The organism is Paenibacillus sp. FA6, assembly GCF_051550225.1.
In the GTDB taxonomy this organism is placed as follows: domain Bacteria; phylum Bacillota; class Bacilli; order Paenibacillales; family Paenibacillaceae; genus Paenibacillus_AQ.
The window spans coordinates 2,167,510-2,184,194 of record NZ_CP188820.1 but is presented as its reverse complement, the minus strand read 5'-3'; the positions used below and the strand labels follow the sequence as shown (position 1 = coordinate 2,184,194).

18 protein-coding genes are annotated in these 16,685 nt (G+C 41.2%); 15 read left to right on the top strand and 3 right to left on the bottom strand.

Translation table 11 applies throughout. The annotated features are described in order from the left end of the window. Positions 1-45: 45 nt before the first annotated feature. The 11 genes from ACP8HI_RS10170 (at position 46) to glnA (ending at position 12,037) form a co-directional block, all read left to right on the top strand. Positions 46-825: a class I SAM-dependent methyltransferase gene (locus ACP8HI_RS10170; RefSeq protein WP_438350974.1), complete on the top strand. Its 780-nt coding sequence runs from the start codon at positions 46-48 to the stop codon at positions 823-825. Beyond that, positions 815-1,774 carry a tRNA (adenosine(37)-N6)-dimethylallyltransferase MiaA gene (miaA, locus tag ACP8HI_RS10165; RefSeq protein ID WP_438350973.1) on the top strand — a complete coding sequence of 320 codons (960 nt, stop codon included), beginning with the start codon at positions 815-817 and terminating at the stop codon, positions 1,772-1,774. Before ACP8HI_RS10170 ends, miaA begins: the two co-directional genes overlap by 11 nt. A gap of 40 nt (positions 1,775-1,814) precedes the next feature. Continuing rightward, a complete protein-coding gene (gene hfq / locus ACP8HI_RS10160; RefSeq protein ID WP_438350972.1) occupies positions 1,815-2,054 on the top strand; it encodes an RNA chaperone Hfq in 240 nt (79 codons plus the stop codon). 122 nt (positions 2,055-2,176) lie between these two features. Continuing rightward, a complete protein-coding gene (locus ACP8HI_RS10155) occupies positions 2,177-4,735 on the top strand; it encodes a PBP1A family penicillin-binding protein (protein WP_438350971.1) in 2,559 nt (852 codons plus the stop codon). A 439-nt stretch (positions 4,736-5,174) separates the two neighbouring features. Then, positions 5,175-5,732 carry a DUF402 domain-containing protein gene (locus tag ACP8HI_RS10150; RefSeq protein ID WP_438350970.1) on the top strand — a complete coding sequence of 186 codons (558 nt, stop codon included), beginning with the start codon at positions 5,175-5,177 and terminating at the stop codon, positions 5,730-5,732. Continuing rightward, positions 5,729-6,388, top strand: coding sequence for a YdcF family protein (locus tag ACP8HI_RS10145; RefSeq protein WP_438350969.1), 660 nt, complete (start codon positions 5,729-5,731; stop codon positions 6,386-6,388). The genes ACP8HI_RS10150 and ACP8HI_RS10145 overlap by 4 nt, the downstream gene beginning before the upstream one ends. Before the next feature lie 55 nt (positions 6,389-6,443). Further along, entirely contained in the window at positions 6,444-7,418 is a 975-nt protein-coding gene (locus ACP8HI_RS10140) for an AAA family ATPase (protein ID WP_438350968.1), read from the top strand. Between the two features lie 28 nt (positions 7,419-7,446). Then, positions 7,447-8,742 (top strand): GTPase HflX, encoded by a 1,296-nt coding sequence (gene hflX, locus ACP8HI_RS10135; protein WP_438350967.1) that lies wholly within the window; start codon positions 7,447-7,449, stop codon positions 8,740-8,742. Between the two features lie 45 nt (positions 8,743-8,787). Continuing rightward, on the top strand, positions 8,788-10,041 hold the full coding sequence (locus ACP8HI_RS10130) for an aminotransferase class I/II-fold pyridoxal phosphate-dependent enzyme (protein ID WP_438350966.1): 1,254 nt from the start codon (positions 8,788-8,790) through the stop codon (positions 10,039-10,041). 80 nt (positions 10,042-10,121) lie between these two features. After that, positions 10,122-10,532 carry a MerR family transcriptional regulator gene (locus ACP8HI_RS10125; protein WP_438350965.1) on the top strand — a complete coding sequence of 137 codons (411 nt, stop codon included), beginning with the start codon at positions 10,122-10,124 and terminating at the stop codon, positions 10,530-10,532. A 176-nt stretch (positions 10,533-10,708) separates the two neighbouring features. Beyond that, positions 10,709-12,037: a type I glutamate--ammonia ligase gene (gene glnA, locus ACP8HI_RS10120; protein ID WP_438351770.1), complete on the top strand. Its 1,329-nt coding sequence runs from the start codon at positions 10,709-10,711 to the stop codon at positions 12,035-12,037. Positions 12,038-12,190: 153 nt separating this feature from the next. Here the strand turns inward: glnA and ACP8HI_RS10115 are convergent, their stop codons facing one another. The 3 genes from ACP8HI_RS10115 to lexA form a co-directional block, all read right to left on the bottom strand. Next, entirely contained in the window at positions 12,191-12,565 is a 375-nt protein-coding gene (locus ACP8HI_RS10115) for a hypothetical protein (RefSeq protein ID WP_438350964.1), read from the bottom strand. 399 nt (positions 12,566-12,964) lie between these two features. Continuing rightward, positions 12,965-13,654, bottom strand: a complete 690-nt coding sequence (locus tag ACP8HI_RS10110) for a pentapeptide repeat-containing protein (RefSeq protein ID WP_438350963.1) — start codon at positions 13,652-13,654, stop codon at positions 12,965-12,967. A 101-nt stretch (positions 13,655-13,755) separates the two neighbouring features. After that, positions 13,756-14,382, bottom strand: a complete 627-nt coding sequence (gene lexA / locus ACP8HI_RS10105) for a transcriptional repressor LexA (protein ID WP_438350962.1) — start codon at positions 14,380-14,382, stop codon at positions 13,756-13,758. Between the two features lie 255 nt (positions 14,383-14,637). On the opposite strand from lexA, the gene ACP8HI_RS10100 reads away from it, so the two are divergent. From ACP8HI_RS10100 to ACP8HI_RS10085, 4 genes are all read left to right on the top strand, one after another. Beyond that, positions 14,638-14,925 (top strand): LysM peptidoglycan-binding domain-containing protein, encoded by a 288-nt coding sequence (locus ACP8HI_RS10100; RefSeq protein WP_438350961.1) that lies wholly within the window; start codon positions 14,638-14,640, stop codon positions 14,923-14,925. A 100-nt stretch (positions 14,926-15,025) separates the two neighbouring features. Then, positions 15,026-15,226: a DUF896 domain-containing protein gene (locus ACP8HI_RS10095; protein ID WP_438350960.1), complete on the top strand. Its 201-nt coding sequence runs from the start codon at positions 15,026-15,028 to the stop codon at positions 15,224-15,226. 27 nt (positions 15,227-15,253) lie between these two features. Further along, complete coding sequence (locus ACP8HI_RS10090) at positions 15,254-15,784, top strand: hypothetical protein (protein WP_438350959.1); 531 nt, start codon at positions 15,254-15,256, stop codon at positions 15,782-15,784. Between the two features lie 23 nt (positions 15,785-15,807). Further along, positions 15,808-16,602, top strand: a complete 795-nt coding sequence (locus ACP8HI_RS10085) for an HAD family hydrolase (RefSeq protein ID WP_438350958.1) — start codon at positions 15,808-15,810, stop codon at positions 16,600-16,602. Positions 16,603-16,685: the final 83 nt, after the last annotated feature.

The window sequence follows — 16,685 nt, the reverse complement described above, 5'->3', positions numbered from 1 at the left end:
TATAGGGTGTTGAAGGATTATTTTTACAGAAGATAGGAGAACATAATGATTATTACGACAGGAAACGCGGCCGCACAACAATGGGTCAAACGTGCAGAGACTATAGCGGTGGATACAGGTTTTACATATGTGCCGCGTGAGTCAACCTCGTTAACTAAACTGATGGAAAGATCAGGTGAAGCTGTAGCATTAGTAGTGTTAGAGGGTGGAGCGAGATTAGTTAGACCAGATGGTTCTTCGATAGAGTATCATCCGAGTATGGGTTATGTACGGGCGAAGCGGGTACTAAAGGGAGACCCTGATCCCATGTTAGATGCGGCAGGGATGCAAGCAGGCGATTCGGTCCTTGATTGCACAGCTGGGCTTGGAAGCGATTCGCTCGTATTTGCAGTGAAGGCTGGATCCGAGGGTCATGTGACAGCAATAGAGAGCTCGATCGATATGGCTGTATTGTTGAAAGAAGGATTCGGTCATTATGTAACAGGTCTGGAGACGGTCAACCAGGCGATGCGCAGGATAGAAGTGAAACATGGACATCATCTGGATATTCTGCGGGAAATGCCAGATGATAGTGTAGATATCGTATACTTTGATCCTATGTTTCGTGAACCACTGATGGATTCGGCAGCGATCAATCCTTTACGAGAATTTGCAAATGGGGACGCACTGAGTTTAGATAGTATACAAGAAGCTGTCCGAGTGGCTAGAAAGACTGTCATGCTTAAAGAGAAATGGGGCAGTCCTGAATTTGCACGACTCGGCTTCCGAATGTTAGAGCGTAACCATTCAAAAATCACGTATGGAGTGATATTCCTTGACAACTGAAACTAAACCATCTTTAATGGTGCTGCTAGGCCCAACCGCTGTCGGCAAGACAAAGATGAGTATTGAATTAGCTAAATTATTCGGATGTGAGATTATATCGGGTGATTCAATGCAGGTATATCGTCAGATGGATATAGGTACTGCCAAAATATCCGTAGAAGAAATGGAAGGCATTCCGCATCATTTAATAGATATCCACGATCCAGATAAGGCTTATTCGGTCGCGGAATTTCAAGAGCAGTGCCATCGTCTCATTGGAGAAATCCATGGTCGGGGGCGTATTCCTTTTATCGTTGGAGGTACGGGCCTGTATATAGAGTCTGTCTGTTATGGGTTTCAGTTTACTGACGTTGGCGCTGACGAGGTATTTCGTAGTGAGCAGCTTAAATATGCAGAAAGCTACGGTGCGGAGGCATTACATGATCGATTAAAGCTTGTAGATCCCATCAGTGCTCAAAGATTGCATATGAATGATCAACGTAGAGTTATTCGTGCATTGGAAATTCATCATTTAACAAATACGACACTATCTGCGCAAATGGCCGCCCAAACGAAAGAGTCTCCCTATGATTTAAGCATCATTGGTTTGACAATGGATAGGCAAATACTATATAAACGAATTGAAGCGCGCATCGACCAGATGATCGAACAAGGTTTGGTAGCCGAAGTGACTGACTTAATGAATAAAGGTTATGACAAGAGTCTGATCTCCATGCAAGGACTGGGCTATAAAGAAATCATTTCTTTCCTAGAGGGTGAGTTGACATGGGAAGAAACGATCACGTTATTGAAACGGGATACGCGGAGGTTTGCTAAGAGGCAGTTGTCTTGGTTCCGGCATATGAAGGATATATCCTGGGTAGATGTGACGGACAAAGAAAACTTTTCCGAGAACTTCGCTCAGATCCATGATATAATAGCAGGAAAGCTTCTTTCAAATACAGAATAGTTAACAAAGAAAAATAAATGAAACATTGGGGGAACGTTTTATGAACAAATCCATCAACATCCAAGATACTTTTCTAAATCAACTACGTAAAGAGAGCATTTCTGTTACCATATTTTTGGTTAACGGTTTTCAAATCAGAGGTACGATCAAAGCATTCGATAATTTCACGGTTGTTGTGGATAGTGAAGGTCGTCAACAAATGCTGTTCAAACATGCGATATCAACGATTACACCGCAACGTAATGTTTCATTGATGCAAGAACCTCCCACGGTGGGATAAGTCATTGTGAAACCTTTTGGAGTGTTATTACGTTTAAATGAATAGGAAATAGACATGAACAACCTATTAAGGGTTGTTCTTTTCATTCCGGTTCTATATTGAAGGAGTCAGGGGGGATTACAATGGTTCATAAACGACCTACTAGGGCGAATACAAATACAGATCAGCCCAAGAAGAACAAGAACAAGAGAAAGATATCTAAGAAGAAGATTTTTTGGAGTTTGTTTTTTACGATAGCCATTGCAGTGTTTTGCGCATTGGCAGGATTTCTATATATCACCTTAAGTGGTGAAAAGTTATATATGGAAAATAAGGATAAGCTTATCCCGAATGAAAGCTCGAAATTGTATGATCGTAACGGGAACTTGATGTATGAATTATCTATTCAGCAAAGCGATCCTGTTGAGAGTGATCAAATACCTCAGCTATTGAAGGATGCCTTTATCGCGACGGAGGATAAACGTTTCATGGAGCATAGTGGAGTGGACATTTGGTCCATTGGCCGTGCAGCAGTGAAAGATATTATGGCAAGATCTATGGTTGAGGGTGGTAGTACGATTACTCAGCAGCTCGCCAAAAATATATTTCTGACACGTGAGAAGACATTCTTTCGTAAAGCAACCGAAATGTCGATTGCGATGACGCTAGAACGTAAAATGTCTAAAGATGAGATTATTACGATGTATCTAAATCGGATCAATTTCGGTGGGCAAAGATATGGTATCAAGGCTGCATCAGAGTACTATTTCGGTCAGAAGGATTTAAATAAATTAGAGATCTGGCAGATGGCAACATTGGCGGCCATGCCAAAAGGACCTACGAAATATAATCCTTTACGAAATCCAGAATTCTCTATGGAGCGTCGTTCTGTAGTGTTACAGTTGATGGAGGAGCAAGGATTTATTACGAGTGCAGAGCGAGAAGAAGCGAAGGTAGTAGTCTATGACTATACTCCTCCTGCGAAGAAGCAACAGTATTTAGCCTTCATTGATTATGTGATGAGTGAGGCTGAAGAAATGACGGGATTAACACAAGATGACCTGAACGTCGGTGGATATAAGATTTATACGACAATGGACACGAATTCGCAGAAGGTTATTGAAAAGGAATTCGCCGATAATGATAATTTCGAGAAGAGTTCGGATGATATTCAGGTGCAGGCTTCTATGGTTATTATGAATAATCAGAGTGGGGCTATCGTGGCTCTCATGGGTGGTAGAGATTATGAACGAAAGGGATTTAGTCGGGTTACTGGTAGCCGAAGACAGCCAGGATCAGCATTTAAACCGATAGTCTCTTATGCACCAGCGTTAGAATCAGGGTTTAAGAGTTCTTCACTTCTGAGCAATAAGAAGCAATGTTTCGGCAAGTATTGTCCGGGTAACTTACATGGATATTCAGATACCATTAGTATGCCAGATGCGATTCAGAAATCTGAGAATATTCCAGCAGTGTGGTTATTGAATGAAATTGGTGTGAATACCGGATTTAAGTTCGCACAGAAATTAGGTATTAAGTTAGAGCCAGAAGATAAGAACTTGTCATTAGCACTGGGTGGTCTTAATTCAGGTACCAATACGCTAGAAATGACTCAGGCTTTTAGCGCATTCGCAAATGGTGGTATTTTGAATGAAGCTTATTCAATCAAAGTGATTAAGGATAGTAATGATAAAGTTAAATATGAGCGTAAGCAGAATGGTAAAGAAGTGATGAGTAAGGATACTTCTTATCAAATGACAGAAATGATGCAGAATGTTGTAGTTAGTGGTACGGGTAAAAAAGCAGCAATAAGTAGACCGGTTGCAGGAAAAACAGGCACAACTCAGAGTGGTATTAAGGGGAATAGTGGTAACCGTGATGTGTGGTTTGTAGGTTACACACCTGAACTCACTGCAGCAGTGTGGATGGGATATGACCAACCTAATGCAACACACATGCTCAAGAAGAGCAGTTCGCTTGCTGCAACTTTCTGGGGTAAGGTGATGGAGCAGGCGGTACAAGGGTTTGATCCGTTAAGCTTCCCGGCTCCTGAAAAGGTGGAACAGCCAATACCCGAACCTGAACCAGAGTTGGCTCCGGTGGTTACAGGATTAAATGGCTCATATGATCCGAATATACAGATTGTATCGCTAAATTGGAATGGTGTAGAAGGTAGTAATATTCAATATCGTTTGTACCGTAAAGAATCTTCTGAGACAGAATTTAGAATTGTAGTGGATGCCACTTCTTTAACTAATGTAGAGGATATGGATACGATAGAAGGGCTTTCTTACGAATATTACGTTACAGCATATCTCACAGATGAGAACATAGAATCAGAAAAATCTAATGTTGTTCAGATCATGACAACACCTGAAGAACCTGTCGAGGAGCTGCCAGAGCTGCCAGACGTTGATCAACAACCAGATAACGGTAATGGCAACGGTAATGGCAATGGCAATGGCAATGGTAACGGTAATGGTAACAACGGTAATGGTAACGGTAATGGTAACAACGGTAATGGTAACGGTGGTCCTGGCGGCATAACGCCACCTGGGAATGGGGGGGAGATAACTCCGCCCGTTGAGGACGTAACTCCTGTCGAACCGGAAGGTGGAGGGCCGGATGAAACGATACCTCAAGATCCGGAAAGTGATACCACCATAGGTGATAACGTGATTCCAGAGACTACAACTCCATAAGAGGAAGTTCAAAAAGTCATCTTTTGATCACGAAGTATACCAAGAGGCCTAATCGGCATCGAAGATTGAATTCAGCCGGCCCTTCCGGTGCTCACGTAGGTATTGCCTACGCTCCGCTCCTCAGTACCTAGCTTCATCCAATCTTCTCGGTGCTGAAAACCTGACTTTTTGAACTCGCACTGAATGTAAAGTCATATGAAAATAGTGACACATGATCCTGACGGTAAGGTTTCCGTCAGGATTTTTTCTTTTCAGAGTGGGATATATGATGTTATGCTGTATAATTAAGTTATTACTGTCGGAATATCTAACTAAATGTGACTGGATTTGGCTTGATATTCCGTGAATAAAAGAGGTATTTTGAACAGTGTTGTTCTTTTTGAGTGTGATTCACAAATGTGTTAAGCTGTAGCTAACATAGTTGGAGAGGGTAATTTCCATGAAACGTAAATTTGGAGATCGTGCGAACTGGCGAAGAATCTCACGCCGCCGCTTTACCTGCCGGTATGTAGAATCCGACAGGTTTACAGGCTATATTACGTTGTATACAATTTATAATCTAAAAGAACCGCTATGGAAAACGTATGGCAATCACACGTATCGGATTGCGGATAAGGGATATTCTTGGTTACAATACTATCCCAAGAACAGCCATTACATCGTCACTGCTATGTTTGATGAGCGGGAAGAAATTATTCAATGGTATATTGATACATGCAAAATACAGGGAGTGACAGATCAAGGCGTACCTTGGTTTGATGATTTGTATTTAGATGTTGTCGTGCTTCGAAATGGTGAAGTGTTTCTTCTAGATGAAGATGAGTTGGATGATGCAATACATCGAAATGTTATTACGCAAGAGGACTATCAATTAGCTGTGTCAACTGCGAATAATCTGATGGATAATATTAACAACAAGAAGTTTCCTTACTTCTTGATGTCATTAGAACATCGTAAACAATTGTTTGAGAACGATGAGTTCAGGAGGAATTCATGATTCGGAATCATAGTAGAAATGTTAATGTGCTTAAGAGGATCTTAGTCATGATTGTGATAATCTTCCTCTTGATTCTAATGTGGTCAGGCTATGTATTGTGGAAGATTAATTCTGTGCATTCATCTGATGCGAGTCAACCTGCGGAAGTCGGAATCATTCTTGGGTCTTCCATGTGGGGCGATGTGCCGAGCCCTAGTCTTAAGGAAAGATTGGATCATGGACTGAAACAGTATAATGAAGGAAAGTTTGAGCAGTTTATTGTAAGTGGGGGACTGGACCAACCTGAGTTCAATTTCACTGAAGCTGAAGGTATGCGCCAGTATTTACTGGATCATGGCGTATCCGATGAAGTCATTGTCATGGAAAATGAGGCAACGAGTACATTGGAGAATTTGCAGTTCAGCCAACTTATTATGGAACAGCGTGGATGGACCTCCGCTATCATTATTACACATACATATCATGGGATGCGTTCGCTAGAAATAGCGAAGTTTTTGGATTACGCTCATCCATTGCTGTCAACGACTGATTCGAAGGTTCTTTCGATGCCTTATCATAAGAGCAGAGAAATTCTGGCATATTCGAAGTGGAAGTTAGACGAATGTTTGCTGAGACTTGGGTTTAAATCGCTCGAAACTGTTAATAACCCCACGTAAAGTAGAATACATTGAATAGAGATATCATCCCAGTAGATAATGAGGTGATGGATGCATGAGCGGGCGTGTCGTCGCTTCAAACGGCAAGGCTGATGGCAGACCATCTAGACAAATCAATGTTGTTTTACGTAGCCAGGATGCACCTGTGCTGTCCAAAGTGGTGTCTGAACATGAGAACCCCAAGGTTCTTAAAGGGACTCCTGAGCAGGGGTTATTCCAAGAGATTCAGCGAGATCTGGAACAACTTGTGGGCTTGGATAACATCAAAGAGCTGGTTTTTGAAATTTATGCGTTGCTTCAGGTCGCGGTAATGCGTGCAGATGCAGGATTGGCAAGTGGTTCTCAAGTCTATCATATGATATTTAAAGGTAACCCCGGAACAGGAAAGACAACAGTTGCGAGAATTATTGCTAAACTATTTCAGAAGATGGGTGTGCTAACCAAGGGGCATTTAATCGAAGTCGAGCGTGCGGATTTAGTGGGTGAATACATTGGTCATACGGCTCAGAAGACGAGAGATCTTGTGAAAAAAGCATTAGGCGGCATTCTTTTCATTGATGAGGCGTATAGCTTGGCTCGTGGTGGGGAAAAAGATTTCGGTAAAGAGGCCATTGATACATTGGTGAAAGCGATGGAGGATCATAAGAATCAGTTCATATTGATACTCGCTGGTTATTGCGATGAGATGGATTATTTTCTTCAGACCAATCCTGGGCTTCCTTCAAGATTCCCAATTCAGGTCGATTTCTCCGATTATTCGGTTGATCAACTCATTCAGATCTCGGAGCTTATGGCAAAAGATAGAGACTATATTTTAATGCCGCAGGCGATACTTAAATTAAGGCAACATATTGTACAAGAGAAGACGGAAGGCTTACATGCGTTTAGTAATGCAAGATATGTACGAAATATGATTGAGAAGTCGATTCGAAATCATGCCGTAAGGCTGCTGAATCAATATGAGAACAGCAACCCAGGCAAGCAAGAACTGATGACTCTACGTACGGAAGATTTCAGGTTCAATATATGATTTAGCAGATAAAGGGGCAATTGAATTTATGGCAAACTCCATCACGTTTGATACAGAAGCGGAAATACAAGATCGTGCAGTCCTAGTAAGTCTAGTGACAGATGAGGTAAAAAGAAAAGGAATCGACCCAGACCATTCTCTACATGAATTAATTCAATTAGCTGAAACAGCAGGTGTAGAAGTTGTGGATTCCCTAAGGCAGAATCTTGCCAAAAAGGATCCTAAATTTTTTATCGGTAAAGGTAAAGTAGAAGAACTTCGAATGATTATGGAGGAAAATGAAGCGAATACGGCTATATTTGACCATGAGCTATCGGGAGCACAGGTTCGGCATTTAGAAGAAATGTTAGATGCTAAGATTATCGATAGGACGCAGTTGATACTTGATATTTTTGCCCAAAGAGCGAATACGCGTGAGGGTATTATTCAAGTTGAACTGGCACAGTTAACTTATCTACTGCCACGTCTATCTGGACAGGGGCAGAATCTTTCACGTCTGGGTGGCGGTATTGGGACTAGAGGACCGGGAGAAAGCAAGCTAGAAACGGATAGACGCCATATTCGAGGTCGTGTAGATGATCTGAAGCATCAATTAGATGAGATTACTCGTCATCGCAAGCTGTATCGCGAACGTAGAAAGAAAAGCGAAGTGGTTCAAGTCGCGCTTGTTGGTTATACCAACGCGGGTAAATCTACCTTGCTCAAACAATTAACGGACGCTGACGTATATATTCAAGACCAACTGTTCGCTACGTTAGATCCTACCTCACGTGTATTAGAACTACCTACAGGTAAGGAAGTCGTACTTACGGATACCGTGGGATTCATTCAGAATTTACCCCATGATCTCATTGCGGCGTTTCGATCTACGTTGGAGGAAGTGAATGAGGCTACTTTGATCCTTCATGTGGTGGACGCATCATCCGAGATGAGAGAAGATCAGATGGCTGTCGTTCAATCTATACTCGTAGAATTAGGCGCTTCGAACAAACCACAGATCGTTCTCTATAATAAGAAGGATGCTTGTACACCGGAACAACTGCAAATGCTGAATTCGGGTGAAGGCTATTTGAAGATTAGTGCGTTCGATGAAGCGGACTTATTAGCGATACGCGATGCGATCCAGACGACTCTGAAGGGGGATACCTTAACTTTCCGTATTCCTGCAAATCGCGGAGATTTAGTATCTCTGTTATACCGTGTTGGTGAGATTACTAATCAGGAGTTCGACGGTAGTGATTCCCTCTACACGGTTCTGCTTCATAAGGCAGATTATGAGAAAGAAGGCTATTTGCTACAAGAATATACAGAGTCTTTAGAATAATGTAACTAGAGTAACTGAAGACAGCAAGGGAGAATTGAAAAAGAAATGGCAAGATTTACGGAAGAATTGGAACAGTATATGATTTCGGTGGAAGATCAGATTAAAGATCAGATACAGGCAGTTGACCGCATAGTAGATCTTAATCAGTGGAAAGTCATTGATGCATTCCAAACTCATAAAGTCAGCGACTTTCATTTCGCTGGCTCTACGGGTTATGGCTATAATGATCGTGGCCGCGAAGTTCTAGATTTAGTATATGCGGATGTATTTGGGGCTGAAGCAGCACTTGTTCGGCCTCATTTTGCATCGGGTACTCATACTATTTCGACAGCTTTATTTGGTGTGTTGCGCCCAGGTGATGAATTGTTTTATATTACAGGACGGCCCTATGATACGCTTCATAAGGTCATAGGCGCAGCCGGAGATGGCTTGGGTTCGTTATTGGATTTCGGAATCACCTATCGGGAAGCTGCATTACTAGAGGACGAAAATGTGGATTGGGAAGCTGTTGAGAAAGGGATAACAGCATCAACAAAAGTGATTGGAATCCAACGTTCTAGAGGATATGATTGGCGTGCCTCATTCTCGGTGGATCAGATCGGGGAAATGGTTCGGCGTGTTAAGGCTATTAAGCCAGAAGTGATCGTATTCGTTGATAACTGCTATGGAGAATTTACAGAAGAATACGAACCAACAGATGTGGGTGCCGACCTTATAGCAGGATCTTTAATCAAGAACCCTGGTGGTGGCATAGCGGAGACAGGTGGATATATTTGTGGCAAGAGGAAATATGTTGAACAAGCATCCTATCGTCTGACCGCACCGGGAATTGGTAGTGAGGTAGGGGCTATGCTGGGTACGACACGAGGGATTTTTCAAGGTCTATTCCTTGCTCCCACCATCGTAGGACAGGCTATCAAAGGCAGTGTTTTTGCCGCGGCTATGTTTGAAAAGTTTGGATTTGTGACGAAGCCGGCTTGGAATGAGAAGCGAACGGACCTCATTCAGGCGATATCTTTTACAGGACCAGAGCATTTAATTGCATTTGTTCAAGGTATTCAGCGTGCTGCAGCGGTAGATAGTTACGTTGTTCCTGAACCATGGGAGATGCCTGGGTATGAACATCCTGTTATCATGGCTGCGGGTACCTTTATTCAAGGTGGAAGCTTAGAATTATCAGCAGATGCACCTATTAGAGAGCCTTATATCGCTTATATGCAGGGCGGATTAACTTATTCCCATGTGAAATACGGGGTGCTCAAAGCACTCCAAACGATGATCGATAAAAAATTGGTGTGAGCTTACCTGACATTCTATTGACACTATAAAATGCGGTATGTACAATGATAGATATTAGATCACTGGAAGGTTGATGGATCATGGGTGATGATATTCGTAGGAATATGGCATTATTCCCAATAGGTATCGTAATGAAACTGACTGATTTATCTGCACGACAGATTCGTTACTATGAACAACATGAGTTGATCGTTCCAGCTCGTACATCTGGTAATCAACGGTTGTTTTCTTTTAATGACGTGGAAAGATTGCTTGAGATTAAGGCGCTTATTGAGAAAGGTGTTAATATCGCTGGCATGAAGCAAGTCATGAGACCATTTACGAAGGAATCTGATGAGGCTACAGTTATTACACTCGATACTGGAATTAAACGTGGGGGATTATATGATTCACAACTTCATCGTGATCTTAAGCAAGAACTTTCGGAAAATAGGAGACCGGCTCGAGGGTCCTTAATTAAAGGAGAATTATCCCGATTTTTTAAAACATAAGAAAGTATTAGTTTCACTTGATACTCTAATTCTTATATTTCGGCAGAGACGGATAGCTCAAAGTGATACGAAGTATCGCTAGCATCGGAAGCCTAGACTCCTTGAAAAAGGATGACATAGCCGTCTCTGCTTGATAAATAATGTATAAAATTCTATTTTTGAAGGGCGAGGGTACTGTGGGTTATACAAAAGAAGCAATCCTTAAAATGGCTAAGGAAGAGAATGTGAGATTTATTCGTTTACAATTTACTGATCTACTAGGATCAATTAAGAATGTAGAAATTCCTGTGAGTCAGTTGCAGAAGGCTGTAGATAACCTAATGATGTTCGACGGATCTTCCATTGAAGGTTATGCGCGGATTGAAGAATCAGATATGTATTTATATCCGGATCTTGATACTTGGGTGGTATTCCCGTGGGTAGCAGAAGAGCGTGTAGCTCGTTTAATTTGTGATATCTATATGCCTGACGGAACTCCATTTGCTGGGGATCCACGTGGTATCTTGAAACGTTGTTTGAGAGAAGCGGAAGAAATGGGTTATTCGTCCATGAAAGTGGGTCCTGAACCTGAATTTTTCTTGTTCAAAACAGATGCACAAGGGAACCCAACAATGGAGCTAAATGACAAAGCAGGATATTTCGATCTTGCACCTTTGGATCTTGGTGAGAACTGCCGACGTGAGATTGTTCTGACTCTTGAAGAAATGGGCTTCGAAGTTGAGGCGTCACATCATGAAGTTGCACCTGGACAACATGAGATTGACTTTAAATACGAAGATGCCATTAAAGCGGCTGATCAGATTCAGACGTTTAAATTGGTTGTCAAAACGATCGCACGTGAACACGGGCTTCATGCAACCTTTATGCCTAAGCCGCTTTATGGAGTAAGTGGTTCAGGTATGCACTGTCACCAATCTCTATTCAAAGGCAAAGAGAATGCATTCTACGATGAGAGTGATGAATTAGGATTGAGCAGTACGGCACGTTTCTATATGGCTGGTATTCTGAAGCATGCACGTGCTTTTGCAGCCATTACAAACTCAACTGTGAACTCATATAAACGCCTTGTGCCTGGATACGAAGCTCCATGTTATGTAGCTTGGTCTGGTAGCAATCGTAGCCCAATGATTCGTATTCCTGCATCTCGTGGTCTTAGTACACGTGTGGAAGTGCGTAACCCGGATCCAGCAGCTAACCCATATCTAGCTCTTGCTGTTATGTTGAAAGCTGGACTGGACGGAATCAAGAATGAGCTTGAATTGCCGGCTCCTGTTGACCGCAATATATACGTTATGTCAGAAGAAGAGCGGATTGAAGCGGGAATTCCAAGCCTGCCTGCAGATTTGAAGGAAGCTTTGAATGAGATGCTCCGCAGTGAAGTAATTACCTCGGCGCTCGGAGATCATGCCCTCGCTTACTTCTATGAGTTGAAAGAAATTGAGTGGGATATGTACCGCACGCGAGTTCACCAGTGGGAACTTGATCAATATATGACGATGTACTAGAACATCCAAACCCTTGACGCTATAGGCGTCGGGGGTTTTCTTTGTTATGGTATAACCTTCCGGGAATTCCTCTTGTACAGTCTTTTTATGGTGAAAAAAAAGCCCATAAGGGCGAAATTTCATTTGAACGTGGTTAATCTCAGGTTTAACTACTTATCTATTCTTTAGGTTCTCCAGATCGGCTTCAAGTTTGAGCTGCCGGCGATTCAGAATATCGATGCTATGAGAATGAGTATTTAGATCTACAGTAGCTTTCCGCTCAAAACTATTCTGAGATGAATCAATTTGCTTCGTCATATTCAATGTATCAAGCACGGCTTGTCTGATCATCGGGATATCTGCAGTATAGGATTTAATGAATTCCATATCTGTTCCAAGAGATTGCTGGTTTTTCTCAATGCTACCTACCCGAGAATTCATTTGTTTAAATTCTGCATCAAGAGATTGTTGGCCTTTCTCAATACTTCCTATTTGTGAATTCATTTGTTGGAGTTCCTCTAATACTTGAGTTAAAATTTGATCGCTCATTGTGTACCTCCTGAAATAAGTGATCCCCATCGGCTAGGGTATTTGCTAGCTCATGCTAAATAGCTTATTAATATAGTATCATATTATAGATTTATAAAGTTATTAAATGGACAGTGAGGGTGTGAACAAATTGAGAATTTGACTTCAAAGGAACTCGTGAGGTAACAAAAAAATCGCCTTTATTTATGTTCTCCTCTTTCTCTTATACTTCATAAGCGTCAATATTCATTTGAGATTGACAGTGAATATGCTTATCGCACCTTGCAATTGGATTTCAACCTCTATAGCGGAATCAAATCAAGAAATCGGAGGGCAACAGTGATCGTAAGGACAATCCGTCATCGTACACCAATGTGTGTGGACTTTTTCTACGGTCTCATCTGATCTTACCGCCTAATCTCACTCCTTAATCACCAATCCCAATAAACCTGCAAATACATAAGCTTGCTCTTTAGAAATAATGCAACTCTTTAAATCCTCTAGGTTAATACTTAAGGAAGAAAATTCACAGGTACTGAAGTCTATACCTTTATGCTTCGAGCCAGAGAATTGAGATTGATCGAGATTAGATCTGAGGAAATTCACATGGTCCAAAGTGGAATAACAATAATCTGAGCTAGAAAGGGAGCAGTCTTCCATGTTAACTAGTTTCATATTAGAAAATCGAAAATTTGTGAAGTCCCCTAAACAGTGATGAAACAGAACATTTCTAAGTGTAGCTTCTGATAAATCCAACCCAATAAGTTTACAATTCCGAAATTCTGTTCTGTGTATGCTTGCATTGCTGAAATCCGTATTCGAAAGATCACATTTATCAAAGATGACATCGGTAAGTTCAAGATTCAGGAATGTCGATTGAGAAAAGTCTACATTTCTAAAAACAACCTCATCGAAGGTGACGCGTTCCAGCGTTCTACTATCTATCGAGCAATCTTGAAATAATCCCCGCTCAATACAATCCTCTGATTGGATATCCAAAGTTGAAGAAGAGTTATCTGTCATCGCTTGAGAGATTTTAGGTGATTCGATTTTTATAGTTTTCTTCTTAGACTTCAGAAGTTCAGCCTCTTTCTTAAGCATCTTACTCATATGTTAAATTCTCCTTATACAAAGAAAAGGATACAGTTCATAGTAAGCAACCGTATCCTTTTCTAAATAGTTATCATAATTAATAATGGCAATAAATGAGTCTAGTGAATGTCACGGAAGAGACCAACGACTTTACCAAGGATCGTAACATGATTCAATCGTAAAGGTGGATATGTCGGATTCTCTGGTTGTAGCCTGATATGGTCTTTCTCTTTGTAAAAGGTCTTGACCGTTGCTTCATCCTCTTCTGTCATGGCAACGACGATATCACCATTATTAGCCGTCTGTTGTTGGCGAACAATGACCATGTCTCCGTCATGTATTCCGACTTCAATCATGCTATCTCCCATCACGTTGAGCATGAATACCTTCTCATCGCCTACAAAATGTTGTGGTAGAGGGAAATAATCTTCTATATTCTCTGTTGCGGTAATCGGTACGCCAGCAGTAACCTTTCCAACAATGGGAACACGAGCTACTGTATGACTGAATTGATGTTGATTCTCTGAATCATCATGACCTAATATCTCAATTGCGCGTGGTTTAGTCGGATCTCTTCGAATGAGACCCTTCTTCTCAAGACGATCCAAGTGTCCATGAACAGTTGAACTAGAAGCTAATCCAACCGCTTCGCCGATCTCCCGCACAGATGGTGGATATCCCTTAGTGCGTACTTCGCTACGTATGAATTCTAATATTGCTTGTTGTCGGCTAGATACCTTAGACATATTGTACCACCTCATTAAAGTTACTTTGTGAAATTATAACATAGAACTACCGTTCGTACAAACATGAGTTCTAAACATTTCAGAACGTTTGTTCTAAAAACTGTTGAACAAAACAAGTGTTCGTGTTATAGTGAATTCAATAACAAGAACAAACGTTTGGGAGATGAGGTTATTATGTTGAGATACAGTACTTATGAGAGTATTTACAAAACTACGAGCGAGAGAAACACATATACATACTTATGGAGAGATCGAGTGAAATCGATGGTACCGCGTTCATTTGTCAAGATATCTATTTGGATGTTCTTATTAATAATTATAGGTTCTTCTGGAATGCTTCACGCCATTGCTAATTCTGCTGGGGAAGAGCGAGTCGAGAAGAATGTTATCGTACTGTATGGAGATACACTTTGGAGTATTGCTGTTCAAGAGAAGCCTACTAATGTAGATACCCGAGTTTATATTAAGAAACTGAAACAATTAAATGGATTAACGAGTGGTAATATTATGGCTGGAGAGGTACTAAAGCTACCCGTAAATTAAATATCAATACATCTATAGAGCTTGATGGGGTGAACTCCTTGACAAGCTCTTTTTATCATGTCAAAGTTAGTACTGATATTTATGATTGGAGGACAGTTTTATGGATATTGACAACGTGATAGAACGTATTAACGAACTTGCCCGTAAAAAGAAAATCGAGGCTTTAACGGAGGATGAAATACAAGAACGTGTTACTCTTCGTGAAATGTACCTTAAGAACATTCGTAGAAATGTTCGTGATCAATTGGATTCCATTGAATTCATAGACGAAGATACGGAATCTGTAAAGGATAGAATTTAATAATCCACATTATTAGGAGGCTAAAGCATGTCACGTTCTTGGGAAAGAATGGTTCAAAAGAATCGAACAGATCTAAATAAGCAACGTAAAAAACAAGGTCAATCAGGTATAATAAAACATGGTGTAATCGTGAATGGTGATACATATAAGGGGCGTAAATATGTGTTTCCTATTGTTCTGATCATGTTAGCGGTATTATACGGACTTCTTGGATGGGCTTCGAGTACGATACCAGATCAAGAGAGTCCAACGAGTCCTGTAATGACATGGGTTGTTACGATCGCTTATATTGCACTCGCGGTCATGCTGTTTTTGCGACGTCCATACTTACAAGTAAATAAAGATAATGTACAAACGACGAAGCTAAGTCGGGTTCGTACATTAACTGCTTCCAATATAGCTAAAATTAAAGTTAATAGTGGGTCGGTGGTCATTGAACCGAAGGCCAAGGGTGCTAATTGGGTGTTTACTCGTCTGATTAACCGGTACGATATTACAGCAATGGGTGAAGGTTTAGAACGATTTGCGAAGAATAACAATATTCCTATTGAAAAGTAATGGGTGAGGGAGAGAGCTAGGATATGTCGATAAAAGCTGTCATTTTTGATTTGGATGATACCCTACTGTGGGATGAACGCAGTGTGTTGGAGTCCTTTGAAGCTACATGCAAGAGAGCTGCTGAAGTTACGGGAATAGATCATGTTGCACTTGAAGAAGCAGTTAGAAGTGAAGCGCGGGCATTATATGAATCGTATGATACATTTCCGTTCACAACGAAGATTGGTATCAATCCTTTTGAAGGTTTGTGGGCAAATTTTACTGCAGGTGAACAATCGGAATTTCGTCAGTTAGAACAGATCGCTAAGGTGTACCGTAAAGACGCATGGCAACATGGTCTAATGAAAATGGGTATAGATGATGTGAATTTAGCTCTTGAACTATCTGAACAATTCGCTGCAGAAAGACGTTCTCGTCCGCATCTGTATGATGAAACGTTTCTTGTGCTTAAGGAATTACAGGGACATGTGAAATTGCTTCTACTAACGAATGGTTGTCCGGCATTACAACAAGAGAAGTTAGATGGAGTTCCGGAATTGGCTCCATATTTCGATGGAATCGTGATTTCTGGAAGCTTTGGTATAGGTAAACCCGATGTTTCTATATTTAATCACGCACTATCCATACTTGATGTTAACAATGACGAGGCACTCATGGTTGGCGATAAGTTAACGACAGATATCCGTGGTGGCCTTGCAGCTGGAATCCAGACAGTGTGGATCAATCGAACAGAGAAACCGACTAATCCTGAAATTACACCAGATTTTGAGATTGAACATTTATCACAGTTACACGATATTATAGCGAGACTTTCATAAATCGACACGAAAAGCCTATTCACTGCTTGAAGAGCAGACGAAGAGGCTTTTTTGTGCTAGTATGATTAATGTCACAGTATCCA

What these genes read in the sequence shown, in the direction of transcription:
- ACP8HI_RS10170 (WP_438350974.1), top strand. Translation starts at nt 46, where the DNA reads ATGATTATTACGACAGGAAACGCGGCCGCACAACAATGGGTCAAACGT.
- hfq (WP_438350972.1), top strand. Translation starts at nt 1,815, where the DNA reads ATGAACAAATCCATCAACATCCAAGATACTTTTCTAAATCAACTACGT.
- ACP8HI_RS10155 (WP_438350971.1), top strand. Translation starts at nt 2,177, where the DNA reads ATGGTTCATAAACGACCTACTAGGGCGAATACAAATACAGATCAGCCC.
- ACP8HI_RS10150 (WP_438350970.1), top strand. Translation starts at nt 5,175, where the DNA reads ATGAAACGTAAATTTGGAGATCGTGCGAACTGGCGAAGAATCTCACGC.
- ACP8HI_RS10145 (WP_438350969.1), top strand. Translation starts at nt 5,729, where the DNA reads ATGATTCGGAATCATAGTAGAAATGTTAATGTGCTTAAGAGGATCTTA.
- ACP8HI_RS10140 (WP_438350968.1), top strand. Translation starts at nt 6,444, where the DNA reads ATGAGCGGGCGTGTCGTCGCTTCAAACGGCAAGGCTGATGGCAGACCA.
- hflX (WP_438350967.1), top strand. Translation starts at nt 7,447, where the DNA reads ATGGCAAACTCCATCACGTTTGATACAGAAGCGGAAATACAAGATCGT.
- ACP8HI_RS10130 (WP_438350966.1), top strand. Translation starts at nt 8,788, where the DNA reads ATGGCAAGATTTACGGAAGAATTGGAACAGTATATGATTTCGGTGGAA.
- ACP8HI_RS10125 (WP_438350965.1), top strand. Translation starts at nt 10,122, where the DNA reads ATGGGTGATGATATTCGTAGGAATATGGCATTATTCCCAATAGGTATC.
- ACP8HI_RS10115 (WP_438350964.1), bottom strand. Translation starts at nt 12,565, where the DNA reads ATGAGCGATCAAATTTTAACTCAAGTATTAGAGGAACTCCAACAAATG.
- ACP8HI_RS10110 (WP_438350963.1), bottom strand. Translation starts at nt 13,654, where the DNA reads ATGAGTAAGATGCTTAAGAAAGAGGCTGAACTTCTGAAGTCTAAGAAG.
- lexA (WP_438350962.1), bottom strand. Translation starts at nt 14,382, where the DNA reads ATGTCTAAGGTATCTAGCCGACAACAAGCAATATTAGAATTCATACGT.
- ACP8HI_RS10095 (WP_438350960.1), top strand. Translation starts at nt 15,026, where the DNA reads ATGGATATTGACAACGTGATAGAACGTATTAACGAACTTGCCCGTAAA.
- ACP8HI_RS10090 (WP_438350959.1), top strand. Translation starts at nt 15,254, where the DNA reads ATGTCACGTTCTTGGGAAAGAATGGTTCAAAAGAATCGAACAGATCTA.
- ACP8HI_RS10085 (WP_438350958.1), top strand. Translation starts at nt 15,808, where the DNA reads ATGTCGATAAAAGCTGTCATTTTTGATTTGGATGATACCCTACTGTGG.